The 19,424-nt window shown below is 56.0% G+C and carries 17 protein-coding genes; 2 read left to right on the top strand and 15 right to left on the bottom strand.

Features of this window, described 5'->3' with window-relative positions; translation table 11 throughout:
* The first annotated feature begins 7 nt into the window (after nucleotides 1-7).
* Entirely contained in the window at nucleotides 8-805 is a 798-nt protein-coding gene (locus tag AAC636_RS05390) for a CDP-alcohol phosphatidyltransferase family protein (protein ID WP_340300655.1), read from the top strand.
* Here the strand turns inward: AAC636_RS05390 and AAC636_RS05385 are convergent, their stop codons facing one another.
* Genes AAC636_RS05385 through AAC636_RS05360 form a run of 6 tightly spaced genes read right to left on the bottom strand, consistent with a single transcriptional unit; the run spans nucleotide 806 to nucleotide 6,716 of the window.
* Nucleotides 806-1,189: a Na+/H+ antiporter subunit G gene (locus tag AAC636_RS05385; RefSeq protein ID WP_317656679.1), complete on the bottom strand. Its 384-nt coding sequence runs from the start codon at nucleotides 1,187-1,189 to the stop codon at nucleotides 806-808. It abuts the gene before it with no gap.
* A 3-nt stretch (nucleotides 1,190-1,192) separates the two neighbouring features.
* Nucleotides 1,193-1,462, bottom strand: coding sequence for a K+/H+ antiporter subunit F (locus AAC636_RS05380; RefSeq protein WP_317655903.1), 270 nt, complete (start codon nucleotides 1,460-1,462; stop codon nucleotides 1,193-1,195).
* On the bottom strand, nucleotides 1,459-1,950 hold the full coding sequence (locus tag AAC636_RS05375) for a Na+/H+ antiporter subunit E (RefSeq protein ID WP_340242977.1): 492 nt from the start codon (nucleotides 1,948-1,950) through the stop codon (nucleotides 1,459-1,461). Before AAC636_RS05375 ends, AAC636_RS05380 begins: the two co-directional genes overlap by 4 nt.
* 5 nt (nucleotides 1,951-1,955) lie before the next feature.
* Nucleotides 1,956-3,479, bottom strand: a complete 1,524-nt coding sequence (locus AAC636_RS05370) for a monovalent cation/H+ antiporter subunit D (RefSeq protein ID WP_340300654.1) — start codon at nucleotides 3,477-3,479, stop codon at nucleotides 1,956-1,958.
* Entirely contained in the window at nucleotides 3,476-3,829 is a 354-nt protein-coding gene (locus tag AAC636_RS05365; protein ID WP_340300653.1) for a Na+/H+ antiporter subunit C, read from the bottom strand. Before AAC636_RS05365 ends, AAC636_RS05370 begins: the two co-directional genes overlap by 4 nt.
* A 1-nt stretch (nucleotide 3,830) precedes the next feature.
* The gene (locus tag AAC636_RS05360; RefSeq protein ID WP_340300652.1) at nucleotides 3,831-6,716 is read right to left on the bottom strand and encodes a monovalent cation/H+ antiporter subunit A; all 2,886 of its coding nucleotides are present in this window, start codon (nucleotides 6,714-6,716) and stop codon (nucleotides 3,831-3,833) included.
* Nucleotides 6,717-7,144: 428 nt separating this feature from the next.
* Here AAC636_RS05360 and AAC636_RS05355 point away from each other — a divergent pair, with 428 nt between their 5' ends.
* Nucleotides 7,145-8,161: a hypothetical protein gene (locus AAC636_RS05355; protein WP_340300651.1), complete on the top strand. Its 1,017-nt coding sequence runs from the start codon at nucleotides 7,145-7,147 to the stop codon at nucleotides 8,159-8,161.
* Here the strand turns inward: AAC636_RS05355 and AAC636_RS05350 are convergent.
* From AAC636_RS05350 to AAC636_RS05310, 9 genes are all read right to left on the bottom strand, one after another.
* Nucleotides 8,149-8,376 (bottom strand): formate dehydrogenase subunit delta, encoded by a 228-nt coding sequence (locus AAC636_RS05350; protein WP_340300650.1) that lies wholly within the window; start codon nucleotides 8,374-8,376, stop codon nucleotides 8,149-8,151. The genes AAC636_RS05355 and AAC636_RS05350 overlap by 13 nt on opposite strands.
* A 6-nt stretch (nucleotides 8,377-8,382) precedes the next feature.
* Nucleotides 8,383-9,192: a formate dehydrogenase accessory sulfurtransferase FdhD gene (gene fdhD / locus AAC636_RS05345; RefSeq protein ID WP_340242988.1), complete on the bottom strand. Its 810-nt coding sequence runs from the start codon at nucleotides 9,190-9,192 to the stop codon at nucleotides 8,383-8,385.
* A gap of 2 nt (nucleotides 9,193-9,194) precedes the next feature.
* A complete protein-coding gene (fdhF, locus tag AAC636_RS05340; RefSeq protein ID WP_340300649.1) occupies nucleotides 9,195-12,092 on the bottom strand; it encodes a formate dehydrogenase subunit alpha in 2,898 nt (965 codons plus the stop codon).
* A 14-nt stretch (nucleotides 12,093-12,106) separates the two neighbouring features.
* Entirely contained in the window at nucleotides 12,107-13,633 is a 1,527-nt protein-coding gene (locus AAC636_RS05335) for a formate dehydrogenase beta subunit (protein WP_340300648.1), read from the bottom strand.
* Nucleotides 13,630-14,106, bottom strand: coding sequence for a formate dehydrogenase subunit gamma (locus tag AAC636_RS05330; protein WP_317655915.1), 477 nt, complete (start codon nucleotides 14,104-14,106; stop codon nucleotides 13,630-13,632). Before AAC636_RS05330 ends, AAC636_RS05335 begins: the two co-directional genes overlap by 4 nt.
* A gap of 127 nt (nucleotides 14,107-14,233) precedes the next feature.
* Nucleotides 14,234-15,124 carry a LysR family transcriptional regulator gene (locus AAC636_RS05325; protein ID WP_340300647.1) on the bottom strand — a complete coding sequence of 297 codons (891 nt, stop codon included), beginning with the start codon at nucleotides 15,122-15,124 and terminating at the stop codon, nucleotides 14,234-14,236.
* Nucleotides 15,125-15,228: 104 nt separating this feature from the next.
* On the bottom strand, nucleotides 15,229-16,449 hold the full coding sequence (locus tag AAC636_RS05320; protein ID WP_317655918.1) for an ABC transporter permease: 1,221 nt from the start codon (nucleotides 16,447-16,449) through the stop codon (nucleotides 15,229-15,231).
* Between the two features lie 4 nt (nucleotides 16,450-16,453).
* The gene (locus AAC636_RS05315; RefSeq protein ID WP_340243000.1) at nucleotides 16,454-18,121 is read right to left on the bottom strand and encodes an ABC transporter permease; all 1,668 of its coding nucleotides are present in this window, start codon (nucleotides 18,119-18,121) and stop codon (nucleotides 16,454-16,456) included.
* Between the two features lie 165 nt (nucleotides 18,122-18,286).
* Nucleotides 18,287-19,408 (bottom strand): extracellular solute-binding protein, encoded by a 1,122-nt coding sequence (locus AAC636_RS05310; protein ID WP_340243002.1) that lies wholly within the window; start codon nucleotides 19,406-19,408, stop codon nucleotides 18,287-18,289.
* Nucleotides 19,409-19,424 lie beyond the last annotated feature (16 nt).

The raw sequence follows: 19,424 nt of genomic DNA, 5'->3' as shown, positions 1-19,424 counted from the left end.
CGCGGCAATGAAACGTCTGTTTTCACGCAATTCTGGAAATGAAGGGGTGCCTTTCGCCCTTCTACTGCCCAATCTTGTTACTTTGACAGGCATGTGTTTGGGCCTTACCTCGATCCGTTTTGCGATGGATGGGCGATTTAAGACGGCGGTGGTGTTAATCCTGCTTGCGGCTGTGATGGACGGGCTGGACGGGCTGATCGCCCGCCGCCTCAACGCCACCTCTCGCCTTGGCGCAGAATTGGACAGCCTGTCAGATTTCCTTTGCTTTGGGGTCGCGCCCGCGCTGCTTGTCTATCATATGATCTTGGATGGCACTGGATCTTTAGGATGGATCGCCGTTTTGACCTTTGCAGGGGCAAGTTGCCTGCGCCTTGCGCGCTTTAACGTCATGCGGGCCGAACCTGACAAACCAGAGGACAGCACACCTGATCTCGATGATGTCATCGAAGAGGTTGAAAACAGCAAACCCCATTTCGTAGGCGTGCCTGCCCCAGGTGGCGCAATGTTGGGGCTATTGCCGCTTTATCTCATTTTTGCAGGCTGGGATTTCCCAATCATGCACCCGTTCGCTGCCGCGCTTTGGTTGGGGATTGTGGCGATTTTGATGATCTCCACGCTAAAAACCTTTTCGCCAAAGGCGCTGAAAATCCCGCGCTGGTCAATCGCACCTTTGATGATTGTCACAGTGGTTTTTATCGGCTTGATCTTTTCGATGCCTTGGACGCTCTTCGCTGCAATCTGCGCGGGCTATGGCGCGCTGATCGCGGGCAATATTATCACGGCCCGCGGCAGGCTGTTTGGCTGATTAAGCGGTCTTATCGCCCTCAGGCTGTGCGGGTGGATCGTTATAGGCGGCCCAGCCGTAATCTCCACCTGATGGCGGCAATTCCGTTTCGCGCACCCGCCGCGCCATATAGGCCTTGGCGATGAAATGACCCGAAATCGGTGCGGTGAGGAACAAAAACAAGGTGATCAACAGCTCGTGAAAACTCAGATGCCCCTTGATCAATAGGAAGTAGAGCATCGAGGCCAGAAGCACCCCACCCACACCCAAAGTTGCGGCCTTGGTCGGCGCGTGCAGCCTTTGCAACGTGTCTTGCAACTTGATCATCCCGAATGATCCCACGAGGCCAAAAATCCCGCCGATGACCAAGAGCGCGCTGATGATAATCTCTGCCAACATCGCCATCCCCTATTCGATAATGTCGCCGCGCAACAAAAAGCGGCAATAAGCAACGGTTGACACAAACCCGACCATTGCGATCAGCATGGAAGCTTCGAAATAAACGCCCGTGCCCTGCCAAATGCCGTAAAGCACGACCAAGGCAATGACATTCAGCACCATTGTATCCAAGGCAAGGATGCGATCCGCAAGATCAGCGCCCGTGGCAAGAATATAGAGATTGGCCAAGAGGCCGATGCCAAAACAGGCCATCGCGAAAATCAACGCATAGGTGATCACTGGAAAATCTCCTTCAAACGGCGCTCATAGCGGGTTTTGATCTCATCGCGCACGGCATCGGGATCATCCGTGTCCAAAGTGTGAACCAAGATCGCTTTCCCATCTGAGGACAGCATGGTCGAAACCGTGCCTGGGGTCATCGTGATGGTTCCCGCCAAAATCGTGATCGCCTCAGCCGAGGTCAGATCATGCGGCACAACCACCCATTGCGAATGGATATTGGCATTGCGCTTGAACAAGATCACCTTCGCGACTTGAATATTCGCGACAATAATATCCCACAGCACGATCAGCATAAATTCGATCGCCTTAAACGGGTGGCGTAGAATTGGCCGATGCGGCCAGTAGATCGAGGTCATCAATGGCAGAACAAGCCCAAGGAACCCGCCAAGCAAAATATTGCCAAGCGTCACCTTGTTGACGAGGCCCAACCAGACCAATGTCAGCAAAAGCGAAAGATAGGGATGTGGAAAGATGCGTCTGAGCATGGGGGTCATCCTTCGCCATGGGGTGCAAGCACCGCCTCAATATAGCCCTGCGGGAAGAACAATTGATCCGCCGCAGCCGCGCCCGCGTCATAAATTGGGCCTGCGAAGAGGGTCAGCCCCACTAAGAGCGCGACAAGCGCACCCATTCCTGCCCCGTGCGATAGGGTGACAGGCGGGGCGGCCTCTGCATCGGGGTCTGGTGCGACGGTAACCGATTTCCAGAACAAGATTGATCCCGCACGCACAAAGCCCAAGATCATCACCAAAGAGCCTATCAAGATGGCCGAAAAGGCCAAAGTGATATGCGGGCCATCGGCCAAGGCCTCGAGGATCAACAACTTACCCAAGAAGCCGCTCAATGGGGGCATACCCACCATCGCAATCCCTGCGGCAAAAAAGGCAGCCGCAAACAGACCATTTTGCGCCAATGGTGCCGCAAGGATTAGCCTGCCATCTTCGCCGCGCCGCGACAGGTAAAGATCTGCAAATAAGAACAGCGCCGCTGCAGCAAGAGTCGAGTTCAGCATGTAATATATCGCCGCTGAGGCCGCCGCGGGGGTCATGGCGGCAACCGCCAACATCATCGTGCCCATTGACCCGATTACCGCATAGGCGATGAGGTGCTCCAAACGTTTGGCGCCAAAGACACCAATCGCCCCAACCGCCAAAGTCAAAGCCGCCATTGGGATCAACCACGCGGTCACCATATCCCCAATCGCGCCCGCCTCAGGGCCAAAGGCGATGGTGTGAATGCGCAAGATTGCATAAGCCCCGACCTTGGTCATGATGGCGAAAAGCGCAGCAACGGGGGCTGGTGCGTTGGAATAGGTTGCAGGCAACCAAAATTGCACAGGGAACAACGCGGCTTTGACCGCAAAGACAAACAGCAACAAAATCCCCGCAACCCGCACAAGGGCTGCATCCTCTACAGGCACCTGCGCAATTTTCACGGCCATATCCGCAATATTCAGCGTGCCAGTCGAGGCGTAAAGCGTGCCAAGCGCGAACAAAAATAGGGTCGAGCCTGCAAGGTTCATCACCACATATTGCAAGCCTGCCTTCAGACGGATCTTGCCCCCTGCATGGATCATCAACCCATAAGACGCGATCAAGAGAACCTCAAAGAACACAAAGAGGTTGAATGCGTCCCCCGTCAGAAATGCCCCGACAATCCCCATAAGTTGGAATTGATAGAGCGCGTGGAAATGGCGGCCTCGCTTATCCCAATCGGTTGCGACAACATGATAAAGCACCACTAAGGCCAAAATCGCCGTGAGCAAAACCATCAGCGCCGAAAGGCGATCGAGCACCAAAACAATGCCAAAAGGTGCGGGCCAATCGCCGAGGCGATAGACAAATGTCTCACCGCCCGAAGCCATTACAAAGAGGCCAATCGCAAGACCCAATAGGCCAAGAACGCCTGCAAATGACCCAACCCGCGCAAGGGTTATGTCGTGCCGCATCACATAAGCGATGATCGGTGCAAGCATCGCGGGCAGAATAACGGGGGCAATGATCCAATGCATCATTTCGTTCCCTCTTCTGCTGCGTCTTCGGCATCAAGATTGATCTCATCACTTTCGTTTTCGAAAAATGCACCCAAGGAAATCATCACCAAAACCGCCGTCATCCCGAAGGAAATCACAATCGCCGTCAGAACCAAGGCCTGTGGCAACGGATCTGTGTAGGGCTGATCACCATAGGGGTTGAGGATGGGCGCTGCATTTACCACAAGGCGGCCTGTTGAGAACAAAAACAGGTTCACCGCATAGGATAAGAGGGCCAGACCAAGGATCACGGGAAAGGCCCGCAACCGCAAGATCAGGTAAACGCCCCCAGCGGTCAGAATGCCGACCGCGCTGGCTACAAGAAACTCCATCTCAAACCCCCTTCGCGGTCTGCTCTTGCGCAGTGTCATCGGCGCGGGCGGGATCAAAATCCATTGGTTCGGGATTGGCACGCTCGCCGCTGGTAAAGGCAATACGAGCCAAGGAATAGAGCATCAGCATCACCGCCCCCAGAACCGTCAAGAAGACGCCCAGATCAAAAAGGGCCGCTGTTGCCAATTCGAATTCCTCAATGGGCGGGAAATGGAAATACCCAAAGGCAGAGGTCAGGAACGGCGTGCCCGAAAGCCACGCGCCCATCCCCGTCATGCCTGCAATCACCACGCCCCAACCAATCAAGCTGTGATATTCGAATTTTTGCCGCTCCTGCGCCCACGCAAAGCCTGACGCCATATATTGCGTCAAAAGCGCAATCGACACGATCAGCCCCGCAACAAAGCCACCACCCGGTTGGTTATGGCCGCGCAGGAACATATAGACCCCGACCATCAACACGATAGGCAGCATCACGCGGGTTGCGACAACCATCATCAACGGGTGACGATCACGCGATAAATCCCCACGATCAGGGTTCGCTCTGCGCCGCAACCGCCGCCCCACTGGGCCAGAGAGCAGCGCCTCCATCAATGCATAGATCACCAGACCCGCAATACCCAGAACGATGATCTCGCCATAGGTGTCGTAGCCACGGAAATCGACCAAGATCACGTTCACCACATTGGTGCCGCCGCCGCCTGTTTTGGAATTGGCGAGGTGGTAATGCGAGATTGACGAAAAATCCCGCAAGAGGAACGCCATAGACAAGGCCGTAACCCCAACACCCGCCGCAATCGCAATCGCACCATCGCGCATGCGCAAAGCGGGGCTGCTTTCGGTCGGAGTGTATTTCGGCAAGAAATGTAGCGCGATCAACAACAGCAAGATCGTCACCGTCTCAACCGAGATTTGCGTCAGCGCCAGATCAGGCGCCGAGAGGTAGACAAAGGCACCAGAGACACCCAGGCCGATAATACTGATCAAAATCAGCGACAAGAACCGCTTGCGGTGGTTCAAGACAACAAGCGCCGTTGCGATCACCATGGCCACCCACCCCGCTGCGGCTATCGGGGTGATTGGCAAAGCCTCGCGCGTGACAGGGCCGATACCCGCGCCGCTATATGCGATGTAGCCTGCCGCTAAAATGGCAACCACGAAGATTGCCAAATAGCGACTGATCGCGCCATTGTGCAACGCCCCGTTAAGGGCCGACATGGCCCGCTGAACCGCGCCATAGAGAGCATCAAAAATCACTTTCGCCTCAGGGCGCGGCACCGCGTTCCAAAGACGCTCAAGCTTGTCATGCAGGGCGAGCAGGATCAAACCACCGACCACCGCGCCGATGGACATAAACAAGGCGGGCGTGAAGCCATGCCAAATCTTGAGGGCGTAATAAGGCAACTCCCCGCCAATGACCGCCTGCCCAGCCGTGGCCACCAAAGGCCCCGCAATCAGGGCGGGGAAGAGGCCGATCAAAACAACGAAAACGACCAAGAAGGCAGGCGCAGCCCACATCCCAAACCCTGGATCATGCGGCATGTGCGGATAGTCATCCCGCTTTGGCCCAAAAAAGACATGAACGATCAAACGGAACGAATAGGCGACCGAGAATAATGCCCCCAAGGTTGCGAATACTGGCATCACCCAATGCGCCCCCGCCCAAGGGGTATGCACCGCCGCCTCAAGCATCATTTCCTTGGACAAGAACCCGTTGAAAAGCGGGATCCCTGCCATAGACAATGACCCAATCACCGCAATCACCGCGGTGATGGGCATCAGATGACGCAAACCGCCAAGCCGCTTGATATCGCGGGTATGGGTTTCATGGTCGACAATCCCCACGCTCATGAACAAAGCGGCCTTAAAGGTCAGGTGGTTGAGGATATGAAACACCGCCGCAACAGCGGCAAATTTCGTGCCCATCCCCAAGAGCAAGGTCAAAAGACCCAAATGGCTGACAGTCGAGAAAGCCAACAATGCCTTTAGGTCATCTTTGAACAGTGCGATTTTCGCGGCCATCACCATCGTGATCAAACCTGTCGTGGCCACGATATAGAACCACTCAGGTGTGCCTGCCAAAACGGGCCACATCCGCGCCATCAGGAAAATGCCCGCCTTCACCATAGTTGCCGAATGCAGATAGGCTGATACAGGTGTGGGCGCAGCCATCGCGTGGGGCAGCCAGAAATGGAAGGGGAACTGCGCAGATTTTGTAAAGGCGCCAAGCAGGATCAAAATCAGCGCGGGCACATACCAGTCGGAGGCGCGGATCGCATCGCCTGCCTGCAAGATATCCGTCAGGTTATAGCTGCCTGCAATCTGGCCCAAAATGACCAATCCCCCGATCATGGCCAAACCACCCGCACCCGTGACAGCCAAAGCCATACGCGCGCCTTGGCGACCTTCGGGCAGGTGTTTCCAATAGCCAATTAGCAAGAAGGAGGAGAGCGAGGTCAACTCCCAGAAAATTAGCAAAAGCAGGATATTGTCAGACAAAACAATGCCGAGCATCGCGCCTTGGAACAGCAGAAGATAGGTGTAAAACTGCCCTATCGGGTCTTTGTCCGACAGGTAGAACCGCGCATAAAGCGTGATCAACAGGCCCACGCCCAAGATCATGCCCGCAAACATCAGGCCCAAACCATCAAGGAAGAATGCCATCTCCAAACCCATGGCAGGCAGCCAAGGGACGGAATAGGTCAAAACCTCGCCACGAAATACCGCAGGGGCAAGCGTGCCCAACATAATAAGCGCCAAAGCCGTGGGGATCGCGGTAAATGTGGCGCAAGCATTGCGCCCCGCGCGGATCATCAACCCCGGCACCAAGGCGCCCAAAAACGGTAAAATGGCAATGATAGGCAATATCTGGCCTGCGCTGCTCATGTTACTTCCCTGTTCTAGGCGCATCTTGCGTGATGCGCGATTATGCTGTCTCAATCTGCAAAGGCTTTGCGGGAAAGGTCAATATCTGACACCCAATTAACGGCGCATTTTCTGCGTCCGATAGAGAATGCGCGTGAAAAACGCCAAGATATCGCCCCAACCTGCGCCAACCTGCCATGAGCGCATAATGGGAAGGTCACACTGACCGCTGCCCGTTCCTTTTGCCTTCTTCGGTGGTCTCAACTTTCTGTGAGGTGATCTAGAGCCCGAGATATGGTTCTGCAAGAGGTGGGCGGCGCATTTATGTAGGATTTCGGAAGGATTGGCTGCCACAGGGCTTGAGATATTCTGTTCGATATGGTCTGACTTGCCCTGCTAAACTCGGGGATTACCAAAAGGCCAGTGCATCGACCATGCAACCTACAGCTATGAGCGCGAAACACGCAATTTTGACCTGTTGCGATGAAGCTTCGGGATGGAATGCTGCCTTTTTGATGTCGCAGTTGCGTCAGCGCACAGATACGCGCAGCTGCGTCTATTATGTCTTTACCGACCGCGCCCTCTCGGCTAGCACATCCGCCATGATCAAGCGTTACGCCACCTTGATCCGCTGCGAAGACGTCTTTGATTTGGACGAATTTGCCCCTGATGGCCCCGATGGCGCCCCAAACCCCGCGCGGGAAAGTTTCCTTGTGCTCTTCGCGCTTGAGACGTTGACGCGGATTCACAGCAAGGTGCTGTTTGTCGATAAGTTCAGCTTTGCCTTAGGGGATGGGTTTGATGCGCTGTTCTCTTATCCCTTCAGCGCCCCAGCGGCAGCTGTGCGCCATATCTCATCATGGACATTGGCAGAGAGCGACAAAATCCCTGCCCCGTTCAAAGATCGCATGCCTGCGGGGTGTGAACGGGCGCTCAGCCCTGCTTTGCTGCTTGTGGATGCCGCGCAATTTTCAGAAACGGGCATCGGGCAAGCCGCAATTGCCGATTTACGCAGCGAGGGCGGCACAAGTTTCAGCGCCTTGAACGTGGCTTTCGCGGATCGTTGGCAAGAGCTTGCGCCAAGATGGAATTGGCCGATGACGGAACAAATGGCCATTATTGGTGCGATGCGACCCTTGCAGCTTGTGAATTTCTTGGGCGGGCGGAAACCATGGTCAGACAATATCGGCTTTTTTGATGTGAAATATCTGACCGAAATCACCGCCTTTCTCACCTATGAAGAACGCGAACAAGATTTGCAGATGATCCGCAATAATGGGTTTCAACCGCATAGGGAGCGGCGCCGCCTGCGCTTTCTTGAAGGGTGGTCAAGCAATCTGGTGCAAAACTATGACCAGATCAAAGACTACATTGACCGCGAAGATTTCATTGATGGCGGCTTTTCGCCCGCATCGAAACTTGATCTCACCTCCGACCTCGCCGCCGAGGATGATCAAACGTCCTGAGGCAGACGCAACAACGCCACAGCATCGCGTGCCAGCGGATGCAATCGGCCAGCCTGTGACGGGTCGCTCACCAGATGCACGAAATCAGCGCGCATCTCTGGCCCCCAAAAATCGTTCAGATGGGCCGCAACACGTTCGGCCAAATCATCGCCTTTTTGGCTTTCGAAAAATGTGGCGATCTGGTTCGCCATCGTAATCAGCTTATCCGATGCCATAGTGATCTATCCTTGTTCTATCCGCTCAGGATGCGTGAAAATTTCAAATTGCCCTTTGCGCGCCAATGCCGCCACGCACAGACCCGCCTGATCTGCAACATCCAAGGCCAACGCGGTTGGTGCGGAAACCGCGATCAGCACAGGCGCGCCTGCGATAACGGTTTTTTGCACCATCTCAACCGAGACGCGGCTGGTGATCACAATCGCGCCCGCAGTCGGATCAATATGTGCCGCCCCCATCGCGCCGATCAGCTTATCAAGCGCATTGTGCCGCCCGACATCCTCGCGCGCCAAGACAATGCCCTGTGCGGGCTGAAAAAACCCCGCCGCGTGAACCGCATGGGTTTCATCGTGCAAAGGTTGGTGACCCCGCAAGGCCTCCGCCGCGCCCAAAAGCGGGGTGAGGGGCAAAGGGGCTATATCGTGCGGTAAGGGCGCGATATCCCGCATCGCTTGCGCAAGGCTGTCAATACCACACAGCCCACATCCCACAGGGCCCATCATCGAGCGGCGCCGAGCTTGCAAGGCCTGCGATTGCGCGGCATCAAGCCAAAGCCGTGCTTCAATGCCTTGACCCGCCTCGTGGCGGACAATCTCAATCTCGCGAATATCGGCATCGCTTGCGATAAAGCCTTCGGTCTTGGCAAAGCCGCGCGCGAAATCTTCAAGATCGCGCGGGGTGGCCATCATGACCGCTTGCGTGCCCCCATCAAACACCATGGCCACAGGGCATTCTTCGGCCAAGGCACGGTCTTCGGCCGTCAGGCCGTCACGGGTGGCTTTTACCACCGCGCGCGCCAAAGGGGCCGCAGCCATAGCTATTCCGCCGCAGGCAGGATACGCCGCGCCGCCTTGGCCTGCGCCTCATAGCTTTCTTGCCATTCAGTCGGGCCATTTGATTGCGACACCTGCACCGCTGTCACCTTATATTCAGGGCAATTCGTGGCCCAATCCGAGAAATCGGTGGTGATCACATTGGCCTGCGTCTGCGGGTGGTGGAAGGTTGTATAAACCACACCTGGGCTAACGCGATCGGTGATCTTGGCGCGCAGGGATGTCTCGCCTGACCGCGAGGCCAACTTGACGTAATCCCCCTCCTTGATCCCGCGTGTTTCTGCGTCATGGGGATGGATTTCCAACACATCCTCCTCATGCCAGACGGTGTTTTCCGTGCGCCGTGTCTGCGCGCCCACATTATACTGGCTCAAGATACGCCCTGTGGTCAGCAACAGTGGGAAGCGCGGCCCTGTGCGCTCATCGGTGGCAACATATTCAGTCAGAATAAAGCGCCCCTTGCCGCGCACAAACCCATCAACATGCATCAGTGGCGTGCCCTCTGGGTTTGCGTCATTGCACGGCCATTGCACGCTGCCTTTTTCCTCAAGCACCGCGTAATCAACGCCAGCAAAGCTTGGGGTTGTGGCAGCGATTTCCTCCATGATTTGAGACGGGTGGGTATAGTTCCACCCTGCCCCCATGGCATTGGCCAAGGCTTGCGTTACTTCCCAATCAGCCATCCCTGCCTTTGGCGCCATAACTTCGCGCACGCGGTTGATGCGGCGCTCGGCATTGGTGAAGGTGCCATCTTTCTCAAGGAAGGTTGAGCCAGGCAAGAAAACATGGGCGTAATTCGCAGTTTCGTTCAAGAAAAGATCATGCACGATCACGCAGTCCATCGCGGCCAAACCTGCCGCCACGTGTTTGGTATCTGGGTCAGACTGAAGGATATCTTCGCCTTGGCAGTAAAGCCCTTTAAACTTACCCGCCACTGCCGCATCCAACATATTGGGAATGCGCAGGCCCGGCTCTGGGTCAATCTCAACACCCCAAGCTTGTTCAAAAATAGCGCGCACATCGGCGTTTTTGACATGGCGATAACCCGGCAATTCATGCGGGAAAGACCCCATATCACACGAGCCTTGCACGTTATTTTGCCCACGCAGCGGGTTCACACCCACACCTTCGCGGCCCACATTGCCCGTAAGCATCGCCAAATTGGCGATCCCCATCACTGTGGTCGAGCCTTGCGAATGCTCCGTCACACCCAAGCCGTAATAAATCGCCCCATTGCCGCCCGTTGCATAAAGACGCGCTGCGGCGCGCAGTTCCGCAGCAGGCACACCCGTCAAGGCCTCAACCGCCTCGGGGCTATGGCGCGGGTCAGAAATGAATTCTGCGTAATCCTCGAACTCATCCCAATCGCAGCGCTCGCGGATATAGGCCTCGTTCGCAAGACCTTCTGTGACAATCACATGGGCCATGGCCGTAACAACCGCCACATTGGTGCCTGGTTTCAACGGCAGGTGATGCGCGGCCCTGATATGGGCGGATTTCACCAGATCAATGCGGCGTGGGTCGATCACGATCAGCTTTGCCCCTTGGCGCAGGCGCTTTTTCAGACGGCTTGCGAAAACGGGGTGGCCATCGGTTGGGTTGGCCCCAATCACGACAACCACATCTGCATGCGCGACCGAGTCAAAATCTTGCGTCCCTGCCGATGTGCCAAAGGTCTGGCCCAAGCCATAACCCGTTGGCGAATGGCAGACCCGCGCACAAGTGTCGGTGTTGTTATTGCCAAACACCGCACGCGCCAGTTTTTGCACAAGGAAGGTTTCCTCGTTCGTGCAACGGCTTGAGGTGATCACGCCGATGGATTTCTGGCCATACTTCGCCTGAATGCCCCGCAGTTTTTGCGCGGCGAAGCCAAGCGCCTCCTCCCATGACACTTCGCGCCATGGCTCGGAGATGTCATCGCGGATCATCGGGTTCAAAATGCGGTCTTTATGGGTGGCATAGCCATAGGCAAAGCGCCCCTTCACACAGGAATGCCCGCGATTGGCCTTGCCGTGTTTATAGGGCACCATCCGCACCAATTGATCGCCATTCAATTCCGCTTTGAACGAACAGCCCACACCACAATAGGCGCATGTGGTCACGACCGAGCGTTGCGGCGTGCCCAATTCGATGACAGATTTTTCCTGCAAGGTTGCCGTTGGACAGGCCTGCACGCAAGCGCCGCATGACACGCAATCCGAGCTGAGGAAATCATCCAACGGGCCGCCCGCGGATACGCGGCTGTCAAACCCACGTCCTTCGATGGTCAGCGCAAACGTGCCTTGCACCTCCTCGCAGGCCCGAACACAGCGGTTGCAGACGATACATTTGGAGGGGTCATAGGTGAAATAAGGATTGCTTTCATCCTTGGGTAAATATTCGGGGTTGAGATCCCCATTGGTGTCACGCGCGGTGAAATGGTTGGCGATACTCGCCCCTTCGGTCGCGCTATAGCGCACATCGCGCAATCCAACCGCGCCCGCCATGTCCTGCAATTCGCAATCGCCATTGGCGGCGCATGTCAAACAATCAAGCGGGTGATCGCTGATATACAATTCCATCACCCCGCGGCGCAGTTTGTGCAGCTTGGCGTTTTGGGTATGAACCACCATACCTTCGGCCACGGGTGTCGTGCAGGAAGCAGGCGTGCCGCGCCGCCCCTCAATTTCGACAACGCATAAACGGCAAGAGCCAAAGGCCTCAAGGCTGTCTGTGGCGCAGAGCTTGGGGATCGACAACCCCGCCTCGGCTGCGGCGCGCATAACGCTTGTGCCCTCTGGCACAGTAACCGCCACACCATCAATCGTCAGACTGACAGGCGCGCCCGTCTTAGCGGGCGTTCCCATGTCGCGGTCATCCCAAGGAATGATAAAATCTTTCATGGATTAAAACCCTCCTATTCCGCGGCCTGATTGGCGGGGGTAGCCCCAAATTCATCTGGAAAATTCTGAAGCGCCGACATGACAGGGTAAGGCGTGAACCCGCCAAGCGCGCAGAGCGAGCCGTCTTTCATCGTCTCGCACAGATCGGTCAACAAGGGGATTGCGGTCGCATCCCCCGCGGCAATGCGGTCGATGGTTTCCACCCCGCGTCTTGCCCCAATGCGGCAGGGCGTGCATTTCCCGCAAGATTCCACCGCGCAGAATTCCATCGCAAACCGCGCCATCTGAACCATGTCTGCGCTGTCGTCAAAGACGACCGCGCCCGCATGCCCGATCAGCCCACCTTGCCCATCAAATTCCTCATAGGCAAAAGGCGTGTCAAATTTGGACGGGGGCATATAGGCACCCAAGGGGCCGCCCACCTGAACCGCTTTGACGGGCCGCCCCGTAGCGGTGCCGCCTGCAATCTCGTTGACCAATTCGCCCAAAGGCATCCCAAAGGCGGTTTCAAACAACCCGCCGCGCGCAACGTTGCCTGCAATCTGGATTGGCATCGTCCCTTTAGACCGACCAAGGCCGAAACTGGCATAATGCGCCGCACCTTTTTCGAAAATCACGGGGATCGTTGCTAAGGACAGGACGTTATTCACAACAGTTGGCCGCCCCATGAATCCTTCCAAGGCGGGCAACGGCGGCTTGGCGCGCACAACACCGCGTTTGCCCTCAAGGCTGTTCAAAAGCGATGTCTCTTCGCCGCAAACATAGGCCCCTGCCCCCACACGAATCTCAAGATCAAAGGCTTTGCCTGATCCCAACACATCGTCACCCAAAACGCCTTCGGCACGGGCGATGGTGACCGCCTGTTCCATCACTTCAATCGCATCGGGATATTCGGAACGGATATATACAAACCCGCGCGTGGCCCCTGTGGCCAGCCCCGCAATCGCCATGCCTTCAATCAAGCAGAAAGGATCCCCTTCCATGATCATCCGATCCGCGAAAGTGCCGCTATCCCCCTCGTCTGCGTTGCAAACGATGTATTTCTGAGGGCCTGCCGCCTCTGAGACAGTTTTCCACTTGATCCCAGTCGGGAAGCCTGCGCCACCACGCCCGCGCAATCCAGAGGCGATCACCTCTGCGACAATGTCAGCGGCACTCATGGCGGAGGCACGAGACAGTCCCACAAGGCCGCCGTGATCGCGGTAATCCGACAAGCTGAGCGGATCAATCAAACCGCAGCGCGCAAAAGTCAGACGGTTTTGCTTGGCAAAAAACGGAATATCTTCGACAGGGCCGAGCGTCTCGATCTTGCCTGCCAGAAGGTCCTCGACTTGATCCGCAGCAATCGGGCCGTAAGCCAAACGGGTGCCATTTTCTTCGATCTCTACCAGAGGTTCTAGCCAGATCATCCCGCGACTTCCGTTGCGGATGATCTGCGCCTCTTCCCCACGCACCAAAAGCGCATCGGCCAAAGTGGCCGCAACTTCATTAGACCCTAGCGCCTTGGCGGCGGCATCGCGGGGGATGTAAATCTTTTTCATAGGCCCGCCTCCGACAAGGTTTTACTGATTTTTTCTTCGGTGGCGCGACCGATCAATTTGCCATCCAGCATAGCCGCAGGCGCACAGGCGCATAGGCCCAGACAATAGACAGGCTCAACCACCAATTTCCCATCGGCGCGCGCCTGGCCCCAATCCAGTCCAAGCATCGCAAGAATACGATCAGACAGCGCCTTGCCGCCAACAGCCTGACAGGCCTCAGCACGACAAATCTTCAAGCTGTGCCGCGCGGACGGCGCTGTGCGGAAATCATGATAAAAGCTGATCACCCCGTGCAATTCCGCGCCTGTGATATTGAGCGCATCGCAAATGATCGGGCGGGCCGCTTCAGGAATATACCCAAATTCCTCTTGTAAGGCATGCAGCATGGGCAGCAGAGGCCCCTCCATCCCCATGTGGCGCATCACAATCGCCGTGATGTCTTGATCATTCGCATCAGCATGGTCGCGGGGCATGGCCGTCATCCTTTGGTCGTGAGGATCGCGCGCATCCACGCTTGAGCGCGCGCGCGATACCCGACCAATGCCCGAGGTATAATTCCGATTCAATATCAGTATTTCGTCAAACGATAGAAAAAATCTATCAACTAGCCTCGCCCGCCATCTCGCGTGCAACGCGTAAAAGACTGCGGAAAACGGGGGTATAAGGCTCTTGATGGGGGGCAATCAAACCCACCTCAGGGCGCAGCGCCCCATCTTCCAACGGGATCACCCGCAGATCATGGCCAATGGCAAGGAACTGCGCCATGGGTTGCGGCAAAACTGTCAGCGCACCTGCCTCAATCACGTGGCTCACCAGAACAATGGTCGAATTGCTTTCGACAACCGATTTTGGCTCGAGACCATGCGCCGCGAAATTGCGATTCAAGATCCGCCGATTTTGCATATCAGGGGTCAGCAGGCTCAGGCTCATCCCCTCGAGCGCGGCCCATGCCACTTGGGTCTGTGCCGCGAAAGGGTGATCTGATCGGCACAGAACCGCGTAATTTTCCCGATAGAGCCCCGTACTCACCATGCGCCCCAAAGGCTCATTGTCCAAATAGGTAACCCCCGCATCTGCATCGAGATTTTCTAACAGCTTGAGGATTTCGGCGGACGAACGGGACAGAATAGAAAAACTGACATTGGGATGCGCGCGCGAAAAGCGGCTGACCAGACGCGCGGCTTCGGTCAATGCGGTCGGGATCACCGCAAGGCGCAAATGGCCTGACAACCCCTCGCGGCTATAACGCATTTCTTCACGCAACTGGCGGCTATCGCCCACGATACGCCGCGCCCAATCCAACGCACGTTGCCCCTCGGGGGTCAGACCGCCAAAGCGTGACCCGCGCTGCACCAACTTCACCCCAAGCTGGTCTTCCAGTTGCTTGATCCCTGAGGACAGGCTTGGCTGGGTAACCCCCAACAATTCAGCCGCACGGCCAAAGTGCTGGGTTTTGGCCAAAGCGAGCAGCATTTCCAATTTTTGGATCATAGGAACTTCCTATCAATTTCCACAAATTCTATCGTAATATCAGATCAAAAAAAAGGCCGCATCGGCATATCCAATGCGGCCTTGATGATGTGATCTTGCACCAATCAGCTTGGGCTGAGGCCCCTTAGGCGCTCTGATCGGCGGCGCAGAAGTTCGACTGTGGTCAAAAGCAGGATAGAGATGGTCACAAGGATCGTGGCCGCCGCCAAAATCGTTGGCGAGATCTGTTCGCGGAGGCCCGTGAACATCTGCCAAGGCAGGGTCTGCTGCTGCGCTGAACCAACAAACAGCACCACGACAACCTCGTCAAACGAGGTGATAAAGGCGAACAGACCGCCTGAGATAACACCCGGCAAAATCAGCGGCATCTGCACACGGAAGAAGGTGGTCACGGGGTTTGCGCCCATATTCGCCGCCGCCCGCGTCAGCGACCGATCAAAACCAACAAGCGTGGCGGTCACTGTGATGATCACAAAGGGCACGCCCAAAACGGCATGCGCCAAGATCACTTTCACATATCCCACGAAGGACTTGTTCAGACCCAAGGTCAGTTCCAACCAATTACCAAGAGGGGCGTAGAAAAAGAACATCCCTGTCGCTGAGATGATCAAAGGCACGATCATAGGCGAGATCAAAACCGCCATGATGGTTTGACGCCCAGGCACATGCGATTGCGACAAACCGATGGCAGCCAATGTGCCAAGACTAACCGAGATAACAGTCGCAATTGGCGCAATGATCAGCGAGTTTTTCAGCGGCTGCATCCACTCATCCGTGGTCAGGAAATCGCGGTAATGCTTCAGCGAATACCCCTCGGGGTCAAAAGCCAGCATCTCGGGCGTGAAGGTAAAGAAATCCTGCGCGTTAAACGACAGCCACATCACGGGGAAAAGCGGAGCAATCAGAAAGAAGAAGATCAGCCCACAGATAAACAGGAAACTGTTATGCCAAAGGGTCTGCCCGCCTGTGTAATAAATCGGCACGCCTTTGCGATAATCGCCCGTGTCGATCCAGAAGACGAACCATGACAGCACCGCGCCTACAAGGCCTGCTGCGATCCCGCCGCCCAAATTGGTGGCGAAAAGACCCGCGGCAAAGAAGATCGCAATCACACCAAGGCGCGCCATCATCCGCTTTTCAGCCATAGGGTGCAGCAAGGCCGCCAATACGGCCCCAATGACAGCGCCCGCAACAATCCCCATGAGCGGATTTCCAAAGGATGTGCCTGCGATATAGCCAAAGGCCGCTGACACAGCCGCAGTCAGGGGTGCCGTGAACCCCCAAAGGGAGGGGCGCTTGAGCGTAAGTTTCAGCGATTGAGCCATAATCTCAGCCCCCCAATTTCACGTTATCAATGCCGACAATGCGGTCATAAAGCCAATACAGCGCCAAGACCAAGGCCAGAAGGATCGACCCCAAAGCCGCCGCCAAGCCCCAGTTGAGCGAGGATGAAATATGGTAGGCAATGCGGTTCGAGATAAAGACACCATCTGTGCCGCCCACGATTTCGGGCGTGATGTAATAGCCAATCGCCAAGATGAACACGAGAATCGACCCCGCCCCAATGCCTGGAACAGATTGTGGGAAATAGACCCGCCAGAACGCTGTCCAATTGGTCGCGCCAAGACTTTTGGCGGCGCGAAGGTAGGACGGCGGAATGGTTTTCATCACCGAATAAAGCGGCAAAATCATAAAGGGCAGCAAAATATGCGTCATCGCAATGATCGTGCCTGTCGAGTTATTCATCAAAATCAGGCGGTTTGCATCATCGACAAATCCAAGCCAGACAAGGATTTCATTGATCACGCCTTGCTGTTGCAGCAGCACTTTCCACGCACTGGTGCGCACCAAGAGCGATGTCCAGAACGGCAGAAGAACAAGGATCATCAATACATTGGCGCTGCGCACGGGCAAGTTGGCCAAAAGCCACGCCACGGGATAGCCCAACAGGATACAGGAGCCCGTGATGATCAAGGACATGATCATCGTACGAATGAACAGTTTGATATAAAGCTGCTGGCTTTCAGGGCGGGCATTCACACCCTCAAGCCCCTTTTCCATATCAATCGCGTTGAGGAAATAGCCTGTGGTGTAATCAGGGCTGTAAATCTTGATCGTTTGCCAGTTTTCCGTATCGCCCCACCCATCATTTTCTTCGATAAATGCGGCGCGGAAATCAATTTGCGGCAGGCTTGGCAGGGCTGCAATCGCATTGGCCAATGGGCCTGCGCCCGCCCCTGTGTATGAGGCCAGGGCGGACGCTGTATCAGCGCGCGCCAGATCAAGGGCCAAGGCCGCATAGACCGCCTCCCATGGGTCTTCTTCGGAAACCACATCCTCATCCGCGATGGCGGTATAGATGGCCCAGTCACTATAGGCGGCGGCGGTTTGGGGCAGAAGTGCTGCCATCTCACCCGATAGGGTAAACCCAATATCGCCTGCAAACCCCTCGCCCACCATATTCGCCCAAAGGGCGCGGCGGGCTTCGATCACATCTTCGCCGCCTGTGCCAGACAGCATCTCATACCATGTGATCCCATCCTTGAAGGCAGGATCTGCATCTTCAAGCCAATCTTGAAAAACCTCGCCAATATCATCAACGCCCCGCCCTGTGGTGCGGAACATCGAGGATAGACCCGTGCGTTCATAATTTAGGCGCGAGCCAAGTTTGGTATGTTCCTTGGCCTCGGCAGCGCGGAAAATGTCGAAAAATAAGGCTTGGAACACGGTCTCATCTGGCAAGGTGCCGTCTTGGCCATCCCAAGCGTCAAGCGCTTCAACCGTTTCGGGAAGCGTGCCAGATACAATTTGGTTTTCTACCGATCGAAACAACATCGATCCGATCGGGACAACAAATGTCAAAACAACAAAGGCCAAAAGGGGCGCAATCAACATCAGCGCACGCAGCTTTTGACGTCTCAGGGCACGGGCGAGGCTCGTCTTGAGGGGGGTTCCATCCGCCGCCAGCATCGGGCCTGAATTGGTGGTGTCGCTCATCCTGTCCCCGTCAGTCGTTTCTATCTTCAATCGTCATGAATTTGGTCGGGCCGTGCCGCGGTTTCACGCGCGTTAGGTCTGCCGAGACCCTTGCCCTCATGGGGCTACCCGATGGTTGAGAGGGGGCCGCGTTTGATCGCGGCCCCGCCCCAAATTCAGCTCAGATTACTGAGCCAGCCATGCTTGGAATTTCGCGTCAATATCATCGCGATAATCCGCCCAGAACTCGTAGTTATAGAGGAACGTGTTCTGTGCATTGTTTGGATCGGTTGGCATATGTGGTGCCATTTCGATGCCAAGCTCTGCATGGTTGCCAACCAGTGGCGCAGAGGACAGACGTGCAGGGCCATAGGAAATGTAGGCGGCCTGATCTGCCAGACGCTGCGTGTCGGTTGCGAAATAGACGAAGTCCATCACGCGCGCCAGACGATCTTCTGGCAGACCTGCTGGGATGATCCAACCATCAAGGTCGAATACCTGTGCGTCCCACATCATGCCGATTGGCTGGTTCTGCTCAACGATGGCCGAGAACAGACGACCGTTATAGGTCGAACCGATAAAGACTTCGCCATCCGCCAAAAGCTGTGGCGTATCGGCGCCAGCGTTCCACCAAATCACGCTGTCGCGGATGGTGTCGAGCTTGGCCAAAGCCTGCTCTTGGCCTTCATCAGTGGCCAGAACGTCATAGACGTCTTCCTTTGCAACGCCGTCACAAAGCAAGGCCCATTCCATGTTGTTGATTGGGCGGCTCTCAAGCGAACGCATGCCAGGATATGTTTCGAGATCGAACACATCACAGATGTCATTTGGAGGCTCTACACCATCAGGCACCATGTCGGTGCGATAGCCGAAGGTGGTGGAGTAAACGATCTGTGGGATGAAGCAATCGCCAACCAAAAGGTCACCGAAATCTTCGCTTGCGGGAGTGCCATCGGGCGCAGGTGCAAGCATCTCATCAGGATCGATTTCCATGGCGAGACCTTCGTCACACAGACGCAACGCGTCCGATGCCACAACGTCAACCAAATCCCATGTCAGGTTGCCCGCTTCGTTCATCGCGCGCAGTTTTGCCACCGCTTCGTTCGAGCTTTCGTCCCAAACGATCTGAACATCAGGGTTATTCGCGGTGTATGGATCCGTATAAGCGTTGGTTTGGCTGGCCTGATAGGCACCGCCCCAGCTTACGAAGGTAAATGTGCCAGTGGCCATGTGGCCGCCCGCATAGGCCAAACCTGCTGCGGCGACGCCGAGTGCAGAAGTTGCCAGAAGTGTTTTTGACAGTTTCATGTCAGTCTCCCGTGTT

This window comes from Roseobacter sp. HKCCD5988 (assembly GCF_037830355.1).
Taxonomy (GTDB): Bacteria; Pseudomonadota; Alphaproteobacteria; order Rhodobacterales; family Rhodobacteraceae; genus M30B80.
This window is presented reverse-complemented; position numbering and strand designations above follow the sequence as displayed.